Raw genomic sequence first — 17,912 nt, forward strand, 5'->3', positions numbered from 1 at the left:
TATCGGTATAATCCCCTTTGCCATATATTCAGTGCATTTCTCAGGGAGATAATCATTTTGACCATCAAAAACCACAACTATCATATGACCCGTTTTATCACGAGCGCACCTGATATTCACCATCTGCCTCAAGATATGGGCATTGAAGTCGCGTTTGCCGGTCGCTCAAATGCAGGTAAATCTAGCGCTCTGAATGCTCTGACGAAACAGAAAAGCCTCGCCCGTACCAGTAAAACGCCCGGTCGAACTCAACTCATCAATTTATTCGAGGTAGAAGAAGGTATTCGCCTGGTTGATTTACCAGGCTATGGCTATGCCGAAGTACCGGAAGAGATGAAACGCAAATGGCAAAAAGCATTGGGTGAATATCTGCAAAAACGAGAATGCCTGATCGGGCTGGTCGTGCTGATGGATATCCGTCACCCATTGAAAGATCTTGATCAACAGATGATCCAATGGGCAGTCGCCATGCAGGTACCGGTTATGGTGTTGTTGACTAAAGCCGACAAACTGGCATCGGGTGCCCGTAAAAGTCAACTGAATAAGGTTCGTGACGCCCTGCTGACACTTAATGGGGATATTCAAGTGGAATATTTCTCGACCCCGAAAAAAATCGGTATCGATAAACTACAACAGAAACTGGATATATGGTTCAGCCAGAAAGCCGTTCAAATTGACAGCCATTGTTAATCCATCCTTTCTTTATTCTCTCACGTATTAAATTCAGATGAAAAAAATGCCCCAGTCAAAATTAAATTGACTGGGGCAGCTAATATTCAGCTAAATCCGATTACGTGAAGTAAAAGGTCTGAAAGATAGAACATCTTACCTCTGTACCCTACGCTGATAACTCTACCCTATTTTATGTATTAGAAAAAGCCTTTTTGTAATTTATTTTCATAAATTATCTCGATTCAGCTAGGAATTTTGCTCATTTTGACGCCGTTAAATGTAGTTTAATTACATATTTATGCGATCTGGATCTAAATATGCATTACATGAACAACAAATCGGTATGAGTAAATACAAAAAATTTATTTAACTAATAATATTACTTAGTGAAAATAAAATAGCTGTTACACTCCCTCCCAATGGGCATGGTTTTTCGTATAAACGCCTTGTGGACTAAGAATAAATCCGATACGACCTTAACCAGGAGAATAATAATGAACCAACATGATAATGTTTCATTAGATACAAGTAACAATAGTAACTCTCTATTAGAATGGGAAGAAAATGTCTATTGCAGCAATAACATAGCCCTCGCATCCACCATCGGAGCAACCGCTATGTTATTGCAGAATGGCAGTGTAATTACCTGGGGACTGCCACATCTTGGCGGTCAAGTCCCACCCGACATTGCGGCATTACGGGATATCGTTAGCTTAAGCTCAACACAATACGCATTCGCGGCTTTACGAGCAGACCGCAGCGTAGTCGTTTGGGGAGATACAGTTAACGGCGGACAACTTCCCCCTGACATTGCTCAACTAAAGGATATCGTTAGCCTGAGCTCAACGGCTAGCGCTTTCTCAGCTCTACGAGTAAATGGTAGCGTAGTTGCTTGGGGACATGATCGTTATGGCGGTCAAGTGCCACCCGATATTGCCCAACTACAGGACATCATCAGTGTAACTTCAGCAGGTAATTCTTTCCTAGCTCTACGGGCAAACCGCAGCATAGTTGCCTGGGGGATTTTAACTGGAGTGCTCCCACCTGAAATTACCCAGCTACAGGATATCGTCAGCATACTTGGCAAAAGCGACTGGTACTCTACCTTCGCGGCCTTACGGGCAAACCGCAGTGTGGTTGCTTGGGGATACTCACTTTTTGGCGGTCAGGTTCCACCAGAAATTGCTCAATTACAAGATATCGTTAGCCTGAGTCAAACAGGCTTAGCATTCGCAGCCATACGAGCAAACCGCAACGTGGTTGCCTGGGGAAATGCAAGCAGGAGCGGCACAGTTCCTCCTGCCATTGCCCAACTACAGGATATTATTAGCTTGACCGGTTCGGGCGGCACATTTATAGCTCTGCGGTCAAACCGTAGTATTGTCGCCTGGGGAGACACACCAATCCCTTCAGAAATTGCTGCATTAAACGATATCGTTGACCTCATCACAACAAGTTCAGCTTTCACAGCCCTACGAACAAATCGTAGCGTGGTTACTTGGGGAATAATAGAGAGTGTTGAACGGATCGAATATGATGCAGCCAAGGTACAGAATGTCATCAGCCTAAGTGCATCAAGTGATGCCTTTGCAGCCCTACGAGCAGACCGTAGCGTAGTCGCCTGGGGAGACATATACAATGGTGGAAAAATTCCACCCGAAATTGCGAACTTAAAAGACGTTATCAGCCTGACGTCAACGCCCCGTAGTTTTTCGGCCTTGCGAGCAAATGGCAAGAGAGTAGGCTGGGGGGGAGGAGATTTTGTAGCGCATGGAGAATATGACTAATACATCATTGCACATGGCTCATAACCACTTAGCATGTTAGATCGTCAAAGAGAGGGAAGACTTAACATACTGCGTTGGCATCAGGAAGACCCAATGTCCCAACGCAGTTGCTGATGTTTTTAACGTATTAGCTCAGCCTATCGTTTATTAAGCTGGCATATCAATGCGCCTGATCCCAATTGTCACCAATACCTACATCTACTTTAAGTGGAACATCAAGCACCATACTCTTCTCCATCAATTCACGAATTTTCTGTTCCGCATATTCAAGTTGTGACTCATGGACTTCGAATACCAGCTCATCGTGAACCTGCATAATCATACAAACTTTTGGCGCTTCACTGACAATCCAGTCATCCACCGCAATCATTGCTTTTTTGATGATATCCGCCGCCGTTCCCTGCATTGGCGCGTTAATAGCTTCACGTTCTGCTGCCTTACGGCGCATGGCATTGCGAGATTTGATATCTGGCAGATAAAGGCGACGACCATCCAGCGTTTCAACGTAACCCTGCTCTTCCGCTTGTTTACGAGTACGCTCCATATACGCCAATACTCCCGGATAGCGCTCAAAATAGAGATCCATATAACGCTGAGCTTCACCGCGAGGAATACCTAACTGACGGGAAAGACCAAATGCACTCATACCATAGATCAAACCAAAGTTAATCGCCTTAGCACTACGGCGCTGCTCACTGGTTACCTGTTCCAGCGGCAAACCAAAGACTTCCGCCGCCGTTGCCCGGTGAATATCTTGCCCTTCAGCAAATGCCTTCAACAACCCTTGATCCTGAGACAAATGAGCCATTATCCGCAACTCAATCTGAGAATAGTCAGCGGCCATAATCCGGTAACTTTCAGGAGCCACAAATGCCTGACGAATACGGCGGCCCTCTTCATTGCGGACAGGAATATTTTGCAAATTAGGATCACGTGAAGAGAGACGTCCAGTTGCCGTTACCGCTTGGTGATAGGAAGTATGCACTCGTTTGGTCAGCGGGTGGACCATCTGCGGTAATTTATCGGTGTAAGTGGATTTCAATTTTGCCAATCCACGATGCTCTAAGATCACTTTCGGCAATGCATGAGTATCCGCCAGCTCTTCCAATACCTCTTCATTAGTGGATGGCGCACCATTTGGCGTTTTCTTTACCACCGGCAATTGCAATTTTTCAAACAATATCGTCTGTAACTGTTTTGGCGAAGCCAGATTGAAAACCTCACCTGCCAATTCATGTGCTTCTTTTTCCAATTCATCCAGACGGGCAGTGATCTCTTTTGAATGCTCAGCCAAAATATTTGCATCAATTAGCACACCTGTACGTTCCATACGGGAAAGCACCATGACCAGTGGCATTTCTGTTTTCAGGAACACCTTTTCTAGTGTCGGTTCTTTCTCCAATTGCGGCCACATCACCTGGTGCAGCAACAAAGTGACATCTGCATCTTCCGCGGCGTACATTGCAGCTTGTTCTACCGGGATTTGATTAAAAGTGAGCTGATTTTTACCTTTACCAGCAATCTCTTCAAACGTCGTAGTCTTATGATTCAAATGGCGTTCAGCCAAACTATCCATATCATGCCGACCCATGCCTGCAACGCTATTAAGTACGTAAGATTCCAGCATGGTATCGTAGGCAATGCCTTGCAGTTCAATACCGTAACGCGCCAACACGCCACGATCAAACTTAATATTCTGACCAATTTTCAGCAGGTTACTATCTTCAAGCAACGGTTTTAATGTAGCCAGCACAACTTCTCTGTCAAGTTGTTCCGGCGCGCCCAGATAGTCATGGCCTAAAGGTAGATAAGCCGCATCGCCGGCAGAAATTGCGAATGACATACCCACCAGATTAGCAGTCAAAGTATCAAGGCTGTCAGTTTCGGTATCAAAAGCAAAAACTGGCGCTTTTTTCAGCTTCTCAATCCACTCATCAAAGCTTTTCTGATCAAGAATAGTCTGATAATTATCAGAAGAAAGCGTGGCCGCAACAGATTTATCTTCTGTCGGAGATGATTCATCATTGCCAGTAGATGCTGGTTTTTTGCCTTTCTCCGCCAGCCAATCGCCGTTTGCCACATCACTTAACCAGCGTTTGAACTCATAACGAGAAAACAACTGATGCAGTTTCTCCGTATCAAGCTCTTTGACTGACAAAGCAACACAAGTCTTATCCAATTCAACATCGGTTTTAATAGTTGCCAATTTATAAGAGAGATAAGCAACATCTTTATGCTGCACTATCTTATCCGCCAGCGTTTTCGCCCCACGGAAACTGAGCCCGGCAATTTTATCCAGATTGGCAAAGATATCATCCATGCCACCAATCCCTTGCAGTAATCCCAGTGCGGTTTTTTCTCCCACCCCAGGTACGCCAGGAATGTTGTCAGAAGAGTCTCCCATCAATGCCAGAAAATCGATAATCAGATTTGGCGGCACACCATACTTTTCAACGACCTCTTCCGGCCCCAAGATGGTGTTATTCATGGTATTGATCAGAGTGATATTTGGCGTTACCAATTGCGCCATATCTTTATCGCCAGTGCTGATAAGTACCGCACGCCCCTCTTTTTCCGCCTGTAACGCCAAAGTCCCGATAACATCATCAGCTTCTACTCCTGGCACCACCAGCAATGGTAACCCCATAGCTTCGACCATCTGATGTAGCGGCTCTATCTGAGTACGCAGATCATCCGGCATAGGAGGACGATGAGACTTATACTCAGCGAACAATTCATCACGAAAAGTTTTGCCTTTAGCATCAAATACCACCGCTACATGGCTTGGTTTGTACTGCATTATCAAGCTGCGTAGCATATTCAATACGCCATACATAGCTCCGGTCGGTTCACCTGCGCTATTCGTCAGCGGAGGAAAAGCATGATAAGCACGATAAAGGTATGAGGAGCCATCAACCAAAATCAGGGGATTGTCTGCTATCTGAGCCATAAATCTTCTTCATTATCTGTATCTGTTACGGGTGTGATAAGGAAATAGGATGCCACAGCAAGAAGTAGGAAACGAATTTTATGTGAATTTTCTTTACTGAAACCCGATTCAGATACTCACATCCTACCATAAATTCTGTGGATAACTTTGTGTATAGATATTACAAGTTCTATTTAGGCATTAACCGTTGATAAAAAAAACTTATTAACCTCAGGTAAAAAATCAATGACTTATAATCTTAGTCATTAAACTGTCATATTGCCTTATAGATCACAGAGTTGTGGATATAACCAAAGTTTGTCTTACAAAAAAGTCTTTCTGATACACATTGTGCCAAAGGTTCTCACTCCGGCACATGCTTACGTCATTCTATTTCAGCACCATCAAAATTACTTCTTATTTAACAGGAAGTTAACAACGTCTGAATAGGATTTCGCATAGTTATCAGCAGAAGGGGCATCAATACCGTCACTTTTCACCATATACTTGCCGTTAACAAACATTGCCGGTACACCTCGCAGTTGCAAATCCTGAGCGGCTTTTTGTTGCTTAACAACTAAGGATTTCACCACAAAACTACTCATGGCAGCATCATAATCCTCAGCCGTCACCCCGGCGTTGATAAAGGCATTGCGAATATCATTCGGAGTCTTAATAGCCAGTGTTTTCTGAATACCCTCAAACAGCACCGGAGTCACTTTGTCTTCAACACCCATTGCCATTGCCGCAGCCCAAGCAGTAGTCAATTCTTTACCCAGCGGCCCTAAAAAATCCACATGATAACGAACAAGTTTTGTCCCTTCCGGTAAATTCTGTTTCACCGTGTGAGGAACTTTAAAAATTTCTTCAAACTGATAACAATGGGGACAATAGAAAGAGAAGAATTCCAGCACCGGCGGTTGATCCGCCACCGGCGACTTCAATTCAACATACTGTTTTCCTTCGGTAAAATTGGCGGCAGATGCGCTAAATGCCATCACCATTCCGACTAAAGCTAACCACAACTTCTTCATAACTATCTCCATGATAAACATTAATACATCGGGTTAAGCTGCAAAGGTGATTCCTGCAACAGCTTAATTTGTTCAGAAAAAAGTGACGTCTGTTTTAACCAAAAATCGGTATCTGTCATCCAAGGAAATGCCCTGGGGAACGCAGGGTCCTGCCAACGTCTGGCAACCCATGCCAAATAATAGATCATCCGCATAGCACGCAATGGCTCTATTAATGACAACTCCTTCGGATCAAAATCTGCAAATTCACTATAGGCTTCCAACAGTGTATCTAACTGCAATAGCTGTTCCTGACGGGAACCATGAAGCAACATCCATAAATCCTGCATTGCCGGACCGTTACGCGCATCATCAAGGTCAACAAACCAAGCTTCGTCACGCCACAAGATATTACCCGGATGGCAGTCACCATGAAGCCTCAATATTTGCCAATCATCGCGCCAATTTGATGCTACGACATCGATCAAATCATCCAATACCGCCAAAAATTGTCTTTTCTGTCCCGCAGGAACCAACTCACATGTAGCCAAATATTGTCGTGGTTGATGCAGATATTCATTTAACCCGATAGTTGGACGAGAAGTGAATTTTTGCTGGCGACCAATCTGATGAATTCTTCCTAGCAAACGCCCTACATCTTCTAACTGAAAGAGATTATCGGATTCATACTGACGCCCCCCGATACTTGGAAAAACGGCAAAAAAGAAATCATTAAAAGTCAGTAAAGTTTGCTCATTAAATACCAAAGGCGCCGCAACAGGTAAACCAGCCTGTTGTAATGCCGAAGCAAAATTATGCTCTTCTTGAATCTGTTGCTGATCCCAACGTAGCGGCCGGTAAAATTTCACAACATAACGTTTACGATCTTCATCTATAAACTGATAAACCCGGTTCTCATAACTGTTTAACTCTGTCAGACCGGAATCGATATACAGCCCGGTCTGCACCAATGCATCCATAATCAAATCCGGTGTTAATTCCCGGAAATTAAAAGCAGATTGGTTTGTTAGCACATTCTATTCTCTTGATTAATCTGTAATAACGCCACGGCACGCAATAGCTCAGTTTGAAAATCCACTTAGTGATCCTTTTCATGCCAAGTGTAAAAATTCGATCACTTCATCGAACTAATGACATTTCATACCGAATTCCTTATCAATAAAGCCTATACAAATTAACAGGGATGAGCGCATAGAGAAAGAACTGCTCTGTCAATAAGCGTAAAGATGACTCTCTTATCAGCAAGTTATCTGGTGATCTTATTCTCAAAACGCTTAGTTAAGACTAAATAATCAATCTGAAAGAAGTATATTGACGGTAACAACCACCTCAGTTGGTAAATCGAATATTATGCAACCAAAAATAAGCGGTGCAATCCTTGCTGGAGGTCGTGCCACCCGTATGGGCGGCAATGATAAGGGGTTAATTTTTTTAAATAAAAAACCACTGTACCAACATATTGCGGATAAGCTATCTCCACAAGTAGATGAATTAATTATCAACGCTAACCGCAATCTGGATATTTACCGACAAAGTGGTTATCAAATTGTTCCAGATTTAACGCCAGATTTCTCTGGACCTCTTGCAGGAATGCTAGCATCCCTAAAATCAGCGAGTCACGACTGGGTTGTGTTTGTTCCTTGTGATGTACCAAATTTCCCTACTGATTTGGTTACTCGCTTATGGCAGGGAAAACAGCAGGCACCGGCAGCCTATGCAAATAATGGCAACCAAACTCATCCGACTATCGCTTTACTACACCGCAGTCTGATTTCTCAATTAGAAAATTATCTGGCTGACGGTGATCGCAAATTAATACTGTTTATGCATAAGATCGGAGCAATAGCCGTTCAGTTTGACGATAGTCCTATTGTCTTCACTAATCTGAATACACCGGAAGATTGCCAACATTGGGAGAATACACAGGAGATCAAAAAATGAGTACAAAACCGCTTCCGCTACTGGGCATTACAGCCTATAGCGGAACAGGAAAAACCACACTTCTCAAACAAGTCATTCCACTATTACGTCAACGGCAAATCCGGGTTGGTCTGATAAAACACACTCATCACGATATGGATGTGGATAAACCGGGTAAAGACAGTTATGAACTACGCAAAGCCGGCGCAGAACAAACTCTAGTCGCCAACCAACAACGCTGGGCATTAATGACAGAAACGCCAGATTCGATGAAAGTAGATCTGAATTATCTTGCCAGCCGTTTTGATCCAAATTCACTGGATTTGATTCTAGTAGAAGGTTTTAAAGATGAACCAATCAATAAGATCGCTCTATACCGCAACATTCTTAACTGCCGATTAAGCGATCTTCTTGATCAACATGTGATTGCTGTTGCCAGTGATGAAAAATTGGAGACTATTTTGCCACAATTGAATATCAATCAACCTGAACAGGTGGCTGATTTTATTGTCGAATGGCTAAATATGAAACATTAAGTCATTTCCGCCTGCGCCCAGTAATGTCAAGACTCCCGAAACACAGGCAGAAGAGCAAAAACAACTATTGATGAAGGAAAATAATCAGCCGATTGTACTTTTTTTGGATCAAGACCTGATTACAGCACCAGCCACCAAACGCCCCTGGTGGAATGTTGCCTGACGAGCAGGCAAACGCGCCACGGCCTCAGCAGAACAACTAGCAGCCACCAAGACAAATTCAGCTTTATCACCCACCCGCGGCCAAATACGCTGCCCCTGGTCATTAAGCGGCAACACACCGCCAGTAGCAATAGCCATAGCACGGGAAAGATGAAATTCATCTGAGCCACGGTACAATTGCGCGTACAAATTTGCCTTTTCCAACATATCACCCGTGCCAAACGGCGACCAGTGATCAATCACACTATCAGTACCAGTCATAATAAATACCCCTTTAGCCCTGAGTTGCGGCAACGGCATCATCAAGCTACCAATCGGCACTGTGGAAGCAATTGTGATTTGCTGCTCCGCCAAACGGGAAGCAGTTTCTGTTAGTTTCCCCTCATCCAACATAGTCAGAGCAAAAGCGTGGCTGATAGTCACTTTTCCACGCAAGGAGGATGTTTTCTCCACCATATCAATCATGTAGTTGATAGCAGCAACACCCGCAGAGCTTACCTCATGCAAATGAATATCTACACCGGCGTTATTATCGAGTGCAATCTGGAACATGGTATCCAGTGATTTCTCCATCGCAGCATCCACACTAGTAGGGTCCAACCCACCAACGTATTGCACCCCCATTTGCATCGCCTCACGCATCAGTCCCTCCACTTTGGAGTGCAGCAAACCATGCTGAGGAAAAGCAACGATTTCACAACTGAAATCATCACGGTGATTCTCTAACGCACGCCTCAAATGCTCCAGGCTCTTCAAACCACTAACCGGATCAATATTACAATGGCTACGGGCTACCGTACTGCCCTTGGATTGCAATAGAGCGATCAACCCCTCCGCTCGCTGCTGCAAGGTAGGTAGTAGCTTGGGGATCAGAATTTGTTCCTGAGCGATCATATCCATAATAGTTTTACCCTGGCGGGGTAACGGCGCCTGCCACGGACCACCGTAGAAAGTCTTATCCAGATGGATGTGCATATCTCGGAAAGCAGGCAACAACAATTGTCCTTGCGCTTGATAACATGGCAAATGCGTATTAAGCAGCACACCAGCAGCATGGATCGAAGCGATCCAACCATCCTTGATTTCTAATGTATATAATGCGGTACGAGTGCCAATCACGGTATCGCCATTATATTCAAACTCATCCTCCAATAGCACATCTCTCAGATAGTAGTGGCTATCAGTAAGGGTAGTCCGCATCAATGATGTATTAGCGGCGGTGGTTGATGGTACAGCTTGTACGATTCCTCCGGTCAAGGAAACCGCCGCACAGGCGGTGGTGAATTTACCCGTTTGGCTAAGAAAAGCTCTTCGGCTCTTTTGTTGAGTTTTTTCCACATTTGAGTCCTTATTTGAATCCTCAAAAAAGCTCAATAAATCTGACTCTCTGGAGGATATTTTCCAGAATTTAAAACTACATATAAGCAGATTTTCAACAATATCACCGTATTATCATAGCCTACTCCCACAGAATCATTGTGTAGAAAGCAAACATATTGTGATCTCTTATCAATTTTTACTAAAGGGTTGATATACCCTATGGATTTCGAGATGCATCGCGACAGAAAGGGAGTGAATCCCCGGGAGCATAGCGAACTATGTAACTGGGGTGAGCGAGTACAGCCGACAAAGAGGCAACTTGAAAGATAACGGGTATAGAGCCTTTCCAATATCCATCAAGGTAAACCCCAAGCAAATCTTTAAACATCTATTACGTTGGTAAGTTTGCTTACTCATCTGAACTATCAGCAAGCAATATGCGCTTCCGTGCGTTTTATGCGTTTGTGCACAAATCCTTACACCTACCTCCGATGGAGAGAGATTGATAAGAGAAAGGCCGAATGAAATCGGCCTTTAGAAAATATTGATAGGGTTCAACAACATCACCTCATCGTTCTGGCTTACTCCTACACCTAGAGTCTGGAAAATTTCTGTAAAGCCTGTTGTTGTTAGGCATTTTATGTTTTCCAGAAAATCTTGTGTTTTTGCTATTTTTTCCAAAATTTTGTCTTTTAAACCTATTACTTTTCCAGATTTTTTAATGCTCGGAATATAATTGAATACTGTACTAACTGAGTACTACATCTCAGGCTATTCAATCACTTGTCAAAAAATACCATTATCCTCATCCTCCTTGAAATATTGCGCTAGCGTTCCCATATACCAGCAAATGACGTGCTGGTTTATTGAACAGTTTTAGATGTTGAGATGATGGCGTTTGGAGCTCAAGTTGACGTAAATGATGCGAGCACAAAATATCCAAGAGAGATAATCATGGAAAACGATTTGATGCTGGCATCGCGCCACATCCTCCTTGCTGGTAGCGTGTCAAACACTACTGAAAACGAGCTTATTGACCGAGCTCATACATTTGTTCAGGTGTTTGTTGGCGAAGTGCTAAATGCTGGCGGTGGTTTTGTGATTTATGTGGCAGCTGAACCTGTCAATGCAGATAACAAACCACTGCTGTTTGATTGGACGGTGGCTAAAGCTATTGACAAGATGCTCCCTGGCGAGAGTTCTCAGGTTCGCTTAAAGATTGTAGCTTCACATGAGCGTCTCCAGTCTAAGGCTAATCCTGAGCAACGTAAGCTTTTAAACGGGATGATTGCGCGTGGTGTCGCCGAGCTCGTACCTCTTGAAGAGGAAGTGCTGACTGGTGGCAATGTTGGCGATGAGCAAATTGAGCACGCTACTGCAATGGTGGCCTTGGGTGGTGGGAAGGGGGTTTTGGACCGCGCTCACAAAATGGTCAAAAGGTCATTACCCGTACTTCCACTTGATATGCAGTTAGGTGCAAATAGTGAAGACGGAGCTGGTGCACTCGGTGTGCTGAAGCGTTTTCAATCCAATCCACTTACTTATATGCCGAATAGCGGTAATAAAGTCGTTAACGTATTACCTGCTCTGTCTTTGCAAGAGCCCGTGCTTTCGTTGCAAGAAATCAGTAAACGCATCGTCAAAATCCTTTATGAGGAAGAAAAGGCCAGGATCGAGGCTTTACCCCCAGATGTACTTGTGCTTACCGCTTTAGACGTGGAGTTGGCTGCTGCTAAGCAAGCATTCGGAATCTCGGAAGATGCCGAGCACGTTACAACGAAGAACGGTTTGCATGTATGGAGGGCACCTGTCTCCAAACGTGGCGGTAAGACGGCCAGCTGTGTGGTGGCATGCTTTGCGGGTGCTGGTAATGTAGATGCGGCTTCTGTTACTTCTATGCTCTTGGGTGAACTGGAACCTGCTAACGTGATAATGATGGGTATAGCGGCTGGTCTTCAAGGCAAATGTTCCCTGGGTGAGGTCGTTCTCTCAGAACGAGTGGTTGCCTATGAAGGTGCAGCTTTTATTGAGGGAGGTAAGGTCGAAGCGCGACCAGAAATAACCAGATTAAACATGCGGGTTCGTCAAGATGTCAGTGCCTATCTTTCTAACCGAGCAACTCTCGAATCTCGCCTCACGGACAGTTACAAGACGCTGGGCATTGAATTCCCCGACCAAGTCGAAGCTGGCCCAGTTGCTCAGGGAGTGATGCCAAAGACTGCTACCGTTGCTAGTGGAGAAAAACTCCTTCGCGACCCAGAGAAGTTTCTTGGTATGCGTGAGCTTCACGGCAAAATTGAGATTGCTGAAATGGAAGGCGCGGGTCTTTTTGCTGCATGTGAAAATTTCGGTAAGCCTGTACTAATGGTCCGTGGCATTAGCGATTTCGGCGATTCGAAGAAAGACAACAGGTTTCACCTTTTGGCTGCCAAAGCCGCCGCAGCGGTAACTGCCGACTACATAGCTTATGGTATGTCACTGCAAGATTAACTTTTTAAATCGTTCGTTTTTTGATGTGTTCAAACATGGAGAAACAATGCCTCTATCAAATACAGAGCTTGAATATTTCGATCACAATGTGTTGCGCCTTAGCAAGGAGAAACGTTCGGAATATCACGCGCAGGTCGACAACCTTGTACGTGAACTGAAAAAGTGTATTACTGACAAAGCAAAGCTAAAAGTCACAAAGGTGGTGAAAGCTGGCTCATTCGCCAAATTTACGATTCTACGCAAAATAGACGGTTACCCAACAGATGTTGATGTTGTTTTTTACATTGCTGGCGTAGATGAGAACAGTAAGTCCTATGAGGAACTGTGCAATAAAATTTACGATTTTCTGATAGATATCTACCCAACAAAAGAAGTTGAAGATTTCGAAATTCAGCGTCGCGCAGCGAAGGTCACATTTGTTAAAAGCGGTCTTGAAGTAGATGTAGTCCCTGTTTTACAACACAACTCAGCCCCTGATCATGGGTGGCAATTTGACATTCAGAGCGGAGAGAGAAACCTTACTTGTGCGCCTTGTCACATCAAGTTTATACAGGCACGAAAAGATAAAGATAAACACTTCCGGACGTTGGTACGCTTGGCGAAGCGCTGGAAGCACTTTCATGATATTCCAGGACTGAAGTCCTTTCATATAGAACTCATACTGGCTTACCTTGTTGACACCGATGGTCCAGCAGAAAGTATAGAGAAGCGCTTCAGGGAGTTCTTGGTTTATATCGCTCGCACCAAGTTAAGTGAACGTATTGATTTCCCCGAAAATGCAGGCAAGCCTCAGACAAGTTTCAGTGATCCGGTTGTGATAATTGACCCTGTGAGCCCAGAAAATAATGTGGCATCTCGTATTTCTAAAGAAGAACAGGAATTGATCGCGAAAGCTGCTGAAGCTGCTTGGGAGAATGCCACCTATGCGTCTGTTGAAAATGATCTTGACGTATGGAAAGAGATTTTCGGTGGCCGCTTTAAGACCAAGGAAGAATAAGGATGAGTACGTATTCAAGTACTAGCACCTATACGGTTGCAGATGTTGAGAAGGTTATGCGTAGCGTCAAGGCAGATTTAATGATGATAGCTGGAGCTACAAAAGCCATGACGGAGGATGATGCTGCAAATTATGCCCATGACATTGAATTGCTAGCTAAAAAGGATCATCTGAAGTTTGTAGATGTGACTCTAATGAATGGTGCCACCGAAGTAAGAGCCGTTCGGTATGAGTTCCAGTCAGAAAATGCAACTGGAACTGAAAGGCCCGGGGGAGTGTTGTGGCCGCTTATATCAAAAGACAATGGGGGATGGATCCGCTTCCATTTGCGTTACAAAGACACGTCATCATCGGAAAAAAGAAAAGAACTTCCTTTGAGGATTTCTTGGGTACCCGCAACGACAGATATTAGTCATACTGCACTGACCTCTTCAACAGGTCGTGGTTATAGCAGCAATGGCTTTGGCACAAACAGAGAGGATTTTTCGTGAGTAATCCATCCGTATTCGAAATAAAAACTAATCTTCCAGTTGCCCAGTTTGATGCTCAAGAGAAAAAACTTTTGGGATTCGAGGAACGCTATCAGCGTGTTAAAAAGCGCCTTCAGCTTATTTTACAGGCGAATGAATTGGAACGTTGGAGCCTGATGCATCACAAAAAGAAAATCATGGTAATTGGGCTCCTGAGTGATCAGTATCCCCTAGCGATTTTTCATGGAGATGTTGGAACAGGAAAAACTGCTAACGCTGAAGCAATTGCGAATCGCTTGGCGCGTGATGCAAAAATTGAAGATGCCATTCTCTTCAAATTGAGCAATAAAGTTAGAGGAACTGGTAAAGTCGGAGAAATGGGAACCTTGATTACCCAAGCTTTCGAAGACATAACTAGATCTATCGGACCGGGTAAGGGACGCGCTTTTCTAATCATTGATGAGGGGGACTCTCTGGGAGCATCTCGAAGTCAGGACCATAGTCATCACGAAGACAAAGTAGGTGTAAACACTCTTATTCAATCCATAGATAGTATGCGCAAACATGGAGGGCGTATTTTTGCTATTCTCTGTACAAACCGCTTAGCTGCTCTTGATGCCGCAGTAATTCGTCGCGCATCAATAGTTGAAGAGTTCACGCGCCCTTCCGATGACGAGAGAAGTGAGCTTTTTTCAAGAGACTTGGGCGACATGGGTTTCTCCACAGTCGAAATCAATAAATTGGTTAAAGCAACAGCAGCTACCGGGACTAAGCCAGCTTGGACATACTCTGATATTCGTACGCGCTTATATCCAGCTGCAGTATCTTTAGCCTTCCCAGATTCTCCACTAACTGTGGAGCATTTTTATCAAGCCGCTGCGGAATTAGAACCATCGCCGGTGATGATTGGATGATCCCACAATAAATACTGGAGCAATCAAATGAATAAGAAACGTGAAATTTTTATTTCTGTTGATGTCGAGACAACAGGCCCCATAGTAAGTGAACATAGCATGCTCACGGTGGGAGCTTGTTTGGTGTATCAACCAGAGGTCTGCTTTTCGACGATGCTAAAACCTATTAGCGAGAAATCAATTGAAGAAGCTCTAGCTGTTACAGGTTTGACGTTAGAGAAGGCAGAAAAAGACGGACTAACTCCAACTGAAGCCATGACGCAGTTTGCTGATTGGATAGCAGATAACATACCCGAAGATTGCCCCCCTGTATTTGTGGGATTGAATGCCCCGTTTGACTGGGGGTTTGTCAATTACTACTTCTGGAAATACCTTGGGTACAATCCATTTGGATTTTCAGCATTAGACATCAAAGCTCTCTTCATGGGAGTTACGGGTTGTACATGGCATGATACCAAATCCAGTTGTATTGATAAGATTGTAAACCCCAATCAGAAAGGGAACCACGATGCTCTTGACGATGCGAGATATCAAGCGGAACTATTCCGGTTAATTTACAGATTGAGCCAGAACACGCATAAGAACTAAGTTTATATATGGTTTTTCTGATGAGATGAGTTTTCTAAGGAATTTTGTCCATAGATGATGCTACACAGGTAATGATGAATGCTTATTAGATTGTTATCTAACGTGTTGGAAATGCTCTTTCTAAGACGGTATAAATGCGAATGAAGGAAGGCGAAATGTCTGAAGAGGGAAAATCTCTAGCAGAAAGATATGCTATAGAACAGGTAAACCATTACAAAGAAAAGGCAAATCATAACAAGTTTGAAAGTATTTGGTGTTTCAAAAGTGCAATGGTGTGCTCTCTATTATGCCCTTTATTTGTCAGCCTTGGTGAAGGTATCTGGCTGTCAAAGGTTATTCCATCTTTATTGTCTGCGTTAGCAGCTTTTTCGACCGCATGGCTTCAATTAAGAAAACCACACGCACTTTGGTCTGTATATCGAACTGCACAACGCAAAATTGAGACGACTTTAGCTCACTATCAATTTAGAGTGGGAAAATTTTCTGGCATGTCGGATTCAATAAAGGAAGCAGATAAACTGCTTATTTCTGAAGTTACCAACTTTGCATCTGAAGCTCACAATACTTGGGCAAAGAATGTACCAGATGCATCAAGTCTTAATAAAACGGCTCTTACTGGTAAAGAATAAGCTATTTTTAGCTCGGCAATTCTATTCACAGCTTGAAACCGTGGTTTGAGCCGTCTGGTAGGTCAATATGAAGGCGGATTTTTCCTCCACCTGATTCGATAAGCAGCTTCAACAGCTGTAAACTATCGATCGTCGAGCTATCAATTTGGTAACTTGCATCAGCCCCGATGTGTTTTAGTAGCTCGATCAGACGAAGATGAATCAACTGCTTTGATGCTATTTCTTCGGCGGCGTGAACAACCTCTTGAGGTTGCTCTGTAATGATGTCTTCAAGTTTTCTACCCATCTTCTCCGCCTTTGAGGTTAAGCAGGAAAACATACAGAGCCAGGGAAAACTAGCTTAGGTATACAATCACTTGATTCTCACAATCTGGCTCTGTTTGAGCTCAACTATCTGAAGTTCAAGATCTTCAATACGTGAAAGCGCACTCCTTAGAGCATGACTTAGTTGATGATGTTCTGCCGCCATTAAAGTTAATCTTTGGTTCAATACAGCAACTTTTTCACGATACTGAATTTTTACCTTCCTTTCTTGGTTGCGCTTTTCTCTCAAAATATCGACGTCGGACTGAACTGCTGTATCAGGCGCAGAGCTCTTTAGTTTTTGCACCTCTGATTGAACTCTTAGCTTGAAATCTGGATAGTAATAACAACTTCCATTTCCTAATCCGGCTTCTTCCTCTACAGCTCGAACCGATAATTTACGGTGATCGGGTACTCGTTTGGTTTTTCGTTCGATGATCCTCTGCAAAGCTGCTTCAAGCTTGAGAAGTGTATTTTCTGACTTTTTCATAAATCGATAACCTGCAATGGGTGCTGATATTTTTCAAATTTCAGTCCAAAGTCGTTCAGCACTTTCTCTGCCGCTCGAATCTGCGTAATACAATGGGCATACTCTGCGTGGCTGACATCGGATTGCTGCTTCAGATAGTTGCTCAATGCTTGATGTTTTTTTTGCCACCACGATGCTTTTTTATCATCCACTACACTCCCACCACCACGGCAATCAACGCAGAATGCGGCATTTATTACCCCATCCATGTCACATTCATAGCCATTTTTACAATAGCTATGGAGAGTTCCATGAAGAGTTAATCGTTTTTCTTTAACCAATCGATATAAGCTATCCCAGTTGCTATAGATGACGGGTTTGTCGTCGCACATGACGAGAATAGCCTTACCAAAGCTCCCCGTTAGCTTTTCATTACCATTGAACCATTTATCAAAGTGAGCCGTCGTTTGCTCAAGTTTTACTTCTTTGAGCAAGTTAATCAGCTCACTGTCTACCTTTATATCCTGTAGGCGAGATTCGATTGCGCCATTGCCATACCATTCACTCATGCGAACATTAATATGTTTGAATTGCTGCTTAATGGATATGGGGTGGCCCAGCCCGTTGCGGACAGCAAAACAGGCAAAAGTGCGTCGGAATTGATGGGTGAGGAAAGGCCAGGGTTCACCTAA

Annotated in this window: 18 protein-coding genes; 10 read left to right on the forward strand and 8 right to left on the reverse strand. The window is 43.8% G+C overall.

Annotated features, from left to right (window positions below; genetic code table 11):
- The first annotated feature begins 57 nt into the window (after positions 1-57).
- Positions 58-690 (forward strand): ribosome biogenesis GTP-binding protein YihA/YsxC, encoded by a 633-nt coding sequence (yihA, locus tag OO184_RS19520; protein ID WP_265380610.1) that lies wholly within the window; start codon positions 58-60, stop codon positions 688-690.
- An 86-nt stretch (positions 691-776) separates the two neighbouring features.
- On the opposite strand, the gene spfP is transcribed toward yihA, so the two are convergent.
- On the reverse strand, positions 777-824 hold the full coding sequence (gene spfP, locus OO184_RS25495) for a small protein SpfP (RefSeq protein ID WP_438361642.1): 48 nt from the start codon (positions 822-824) through the stop codon (positions 777-779).
- A 342-nt stretch (positions 825-1,166) separates the two neighbouring features.
- Between spfP and OO184_RS19525 the strand changes: the two genes are divergently transcribed.
- The gene (locus OO184_RS19525) at positions 1,167-2,459 is read left to right on the forward strand and encodes an RCC1 domain-containing protein (RefSeq protein ID WP_265380611.1); all 1,293 of its coding nucleotides are present in this window, start codon (positions 1,167-1,169) and stop codon (positions 2,457-2,459) included.
- Positions 2,460-2,619: 160 nt separating this feature from the next.
- On the opposite strand, the gene polA is transcribed toward OO184_RS19525, so the two are convergent.
- The 3 genes from polA to OO184_RS19540 form a co-directional block, all read right to left on the reverse strand.
- On the reverse strand, positions 2,620-5,409 hold the full coding sequence (gene polA / locus OO184_RS19530) for a DNA polymerase I (protein ID WP_265380612.1): 2,790 nt from the start codon (positions 5,407-5,409) through the stop codon (positions 2,620-2,622).
- Between the two features lie 389 nt (positions 5,410-5,798).
- Complete coding sequence (dsbA, locus tag OO184_RS19535) at positions 5,799-6,422, reverse strand: thiol:disulfide interchange protein DsbA (protein ID WP_265380613.1); 624 nt, start codon at positions 6,420-6,422, stop codon at positions 5,799-5,801.
- Between the two features lie 20 nt (positions 6,423-6,442).
- Positions 6,443-7,435: a serine/threonine protein kinase gene (locus OO184_RS19540; RefSeq protein ID WP_265380614.1), complete on the reverse strand. Its 993-nt coding sequence runs from the start codon at positions 7,433-7,435 to the stop codon at positions 6,443-6,445.
- Positions 7,436-7,772: 337 nt separating this feature from the next.
- Between OO184_RS19540 and mobA the strand changes: the two genes are divergently transcribed.
- Together mobA and mobB are read left to right on the forward strand one after the other, a co-directional pair.
- Entirely contained in the window at positions 7,773-8,363 is a 591-nt protein-coding gene (gene mobA / locus OO184_RS19545; protein ID WP_265380615.1) for a molybdenum cofactor guanylyltransferase MobA, read from the forward strand.
- Positions 8,360-8,878, forward strand: coding sequence for a molybdopterin-guanine dinucleotide biosynthesis protein MobB (mobB, locus tag OO184_RS19550; RefSeq protein WP_265380616.1), 519 nt, complete (start codon positions 8,360-8,362; stop codon positions 8,876-8,878). Before mobA ends, mobB begins: the two co-directional genes overlap by 4 nt.
- Positions 8,879-8,986: 108 nt before the next feature.
- Here the strand turns inward: mobB and OO184_RS19555 are convergent, their stop codons facing one another.
- Entirely contained in the window at positions 8,987-10,378 is a 1,392-nt protein-coding gene (locus tag OO184_RS19555; RefSeq protein WP_265380617.1) for an amidohydrolase family protein, read from the reverse strand.
- A gap of 870 nt (positions 10,379-11,248) precedes the next feature.
- Between OO184_RS19555 and OO184_RS19560 the strand changes: the two genes are divergently transcribed.
- The 6 genes from OO184_RS19560 to OO184_RS19585 all read left to right on the forward strand — a co-directional run bounded on the left by OO184_RS19560 (position 11,249) and on the right by OO184_RS19585 (position 16,448).
- Positions 11,249-12,850, forward strand: a complete 1,602-nt coding sequence (locus OO184_RS19560; protein ID WP_265380618.1) for a phosphorylase family protein — start codon at positions 11,249-11,251, stop codon at positions 12,848-12,850.
- Positions 12,851-12,896: 46 nt separating this feature from the next.
- Complete coding sequence (locus OO184_RS19565; protein WP_265380619.1) at positions 12,897-13,847, forward strand: CBASS oligonucleotide cyclase; 951 nt, start codon at positions 12,897-12,899, stop codon at positions 13,845-13,847.
- Positions 13,848-13,849: 2 nt separating this feature from the next.
- Complete coding sequence (locus OO184_RS19570; RefSeq protein WP_265380620.1) at positions 13,850-14,338, forward strand: HORMA-1 domain-containing protein; 489 nt, start codon at positions 13,850-13,852, stop codon at positions 14,336-14,338.
- Positions 14,335-15,231 (forward strand): AAA family ATPase, encoded by an 897-nt coding sequence (locus tag OO184_RS19575; protein ID WP_265380621.1) that lies wholly within the window; start codon positions 14,335-14,337, stop codon positions 15,229-15,231. Before OO184_RS19570 ends, OO184_RS19575 begins: the two co-directional genes overlap by 4 nt.
- Before the next feature lie 27 nt (positions 15,232-15,258).
- Positions 15,259-15,819, forward strand: a complete 561-nt coding sequence (locus OO184_RS19580; protein ID WP_265380622.1) for a 3'-5' exonuclease — start codon at positions 15,259-15,261, stop codon at positions 15,817-15,819.
- A 155-nt stretch (positions 15,820-15,974) separates the two neighbouring features.
- A complete protein-coding gene (locus OO184_RS19585; protein ID WP_265380623.1) occupies positions 15,975-16,448 on the forward strand; it encodes a DUF4231 domain-containing protein in 474 nt (157 codons plus the stop codon).
- A gap of 25 nt (positions 16,449-16,473) precedes the next feature.
- Here OO184_RS19585 and OO184_RS19590 read toward each other — a convergent pair whose 3' ends face one another.
- The 3 genes from OO184_RS19590 to OO184_RS19600 all read right to left on the reverse strand — a co-directional run.
- A complete protein-coding gene (locus tag OO184_RS19590; protein ID WP_265380624.1) occupies positions 16,474-16,734 on the reverse strand; it encodes a hypothetical protein in 261 nt (86 codons plus the stop codon).
- 66 nt (positions 16,735-16,800) lie between these two features.
- A complete protein-coding gene (locus OO184_RS19595; RefSeq protein WP_265380625.1) occupies positions 16,801-17,241 on the reverse strand; it encodes a hypothetical protein in 441 nt (146 codons plus the stop codon).
- On the reverse strand, positions 17,238-17,912 hold a 675-nt coding region (locus tag OO184_RS19600), incomplete at its 5' end, for a hypothetical protein (protein ID WP_265380626.1). The genes OO184_RS19595 and OO184_RS19600, both read right to left, overlap by 4 nt.

The sequence above is a fragment of the Photorhabdus aballayi genome (assembly GCF_026153155.1).
Classification (GTDB): domain Bacteria; phylum Pseudomonadota; class Gammaproteobacteria; order Enterobacterales; family Enterobacteriaceae; genus Photorhabdus; species Photorhabdus luminescens.

Coding starts and splice junctions, on each gene's coding strand:
- OO184_RS19525 (WP_265380611.1), top strand. CDS start 1,167: ATGAACCAACATGATAATGTTTCATTAGATACAAGTAACAATAGTAAC.
- polA (WP_265380612.1), bottom strand. CDS start 5,409: ATGGCTCAGATAGCAGACAATCCCCTGATTTTGGTTGATGGCTCCTCA.
- dsbA (WP_265380613.1), bottom strand. CDS start 6,422: ATGAAGAAGTTGTGGTTAGCTTTAGTCGGAATGGTGATGGCATTTAGC.
- mobA (WP_265380615.1), top strand. CDS start 7,773: ATGCAACCAAAAATAAGCGGTGCAATCCTTGCTGGAGGTCGTGCCACC.
- mobB (WP_265380616.1), top strand. CDS start 8,360: ATGAGTACAAAACCGCTTCCGCTACTGGGCATTACAGCCTATAGCGGA.
- OO184_RS19560 (WP_265380618.1), top strand. CDS start 11,249: ATGATGGCGTTTGGAGCTCAAGTTGACGTAAATGATGCGAGCACAAAA.
- OO184_RS19565 (WP_265380619.1), top strand. CDS start 12,897: ATGCCTCTATCAAATACAGAGCTTGAATATTTCGATCACAATGTGTTG.
- OO184_RS19570 (WP_265380620.1), top strand. CDS start 13,850: ATGAGTACGTATTCAAGTACTAGCACCTATACGGTTGCAGATGTTGAG.
- OO184_RS19580 (WP_265380622.1), top strand. CDS start 15,259: ATGAATAAGAAACGTGAAATTTTTATTTCTGTTGATGTCGAGACAACA.
- OO184_RS19585 (WP_265380623.1), top strand. CDS start 15,975: ATGTCTGAAGAGGGAAAATCTCTAGCAGAAAGATATGCTATAGAACAG.
- OO184_RS19590 (WP_265380624.1), bottom strand. CDS start 16,734: ATGGGTAGAAAACTTGAAGACATCATTACAGAGCAACCTCAAGAGGTT.
- OO184_RS19595 (WP_265380625.1), bottom strand. CDS start 17,241: ATGAAAAAGTCAGAAAATACACTTCTCAAGCTTGAAGCAGCTTTGCAG.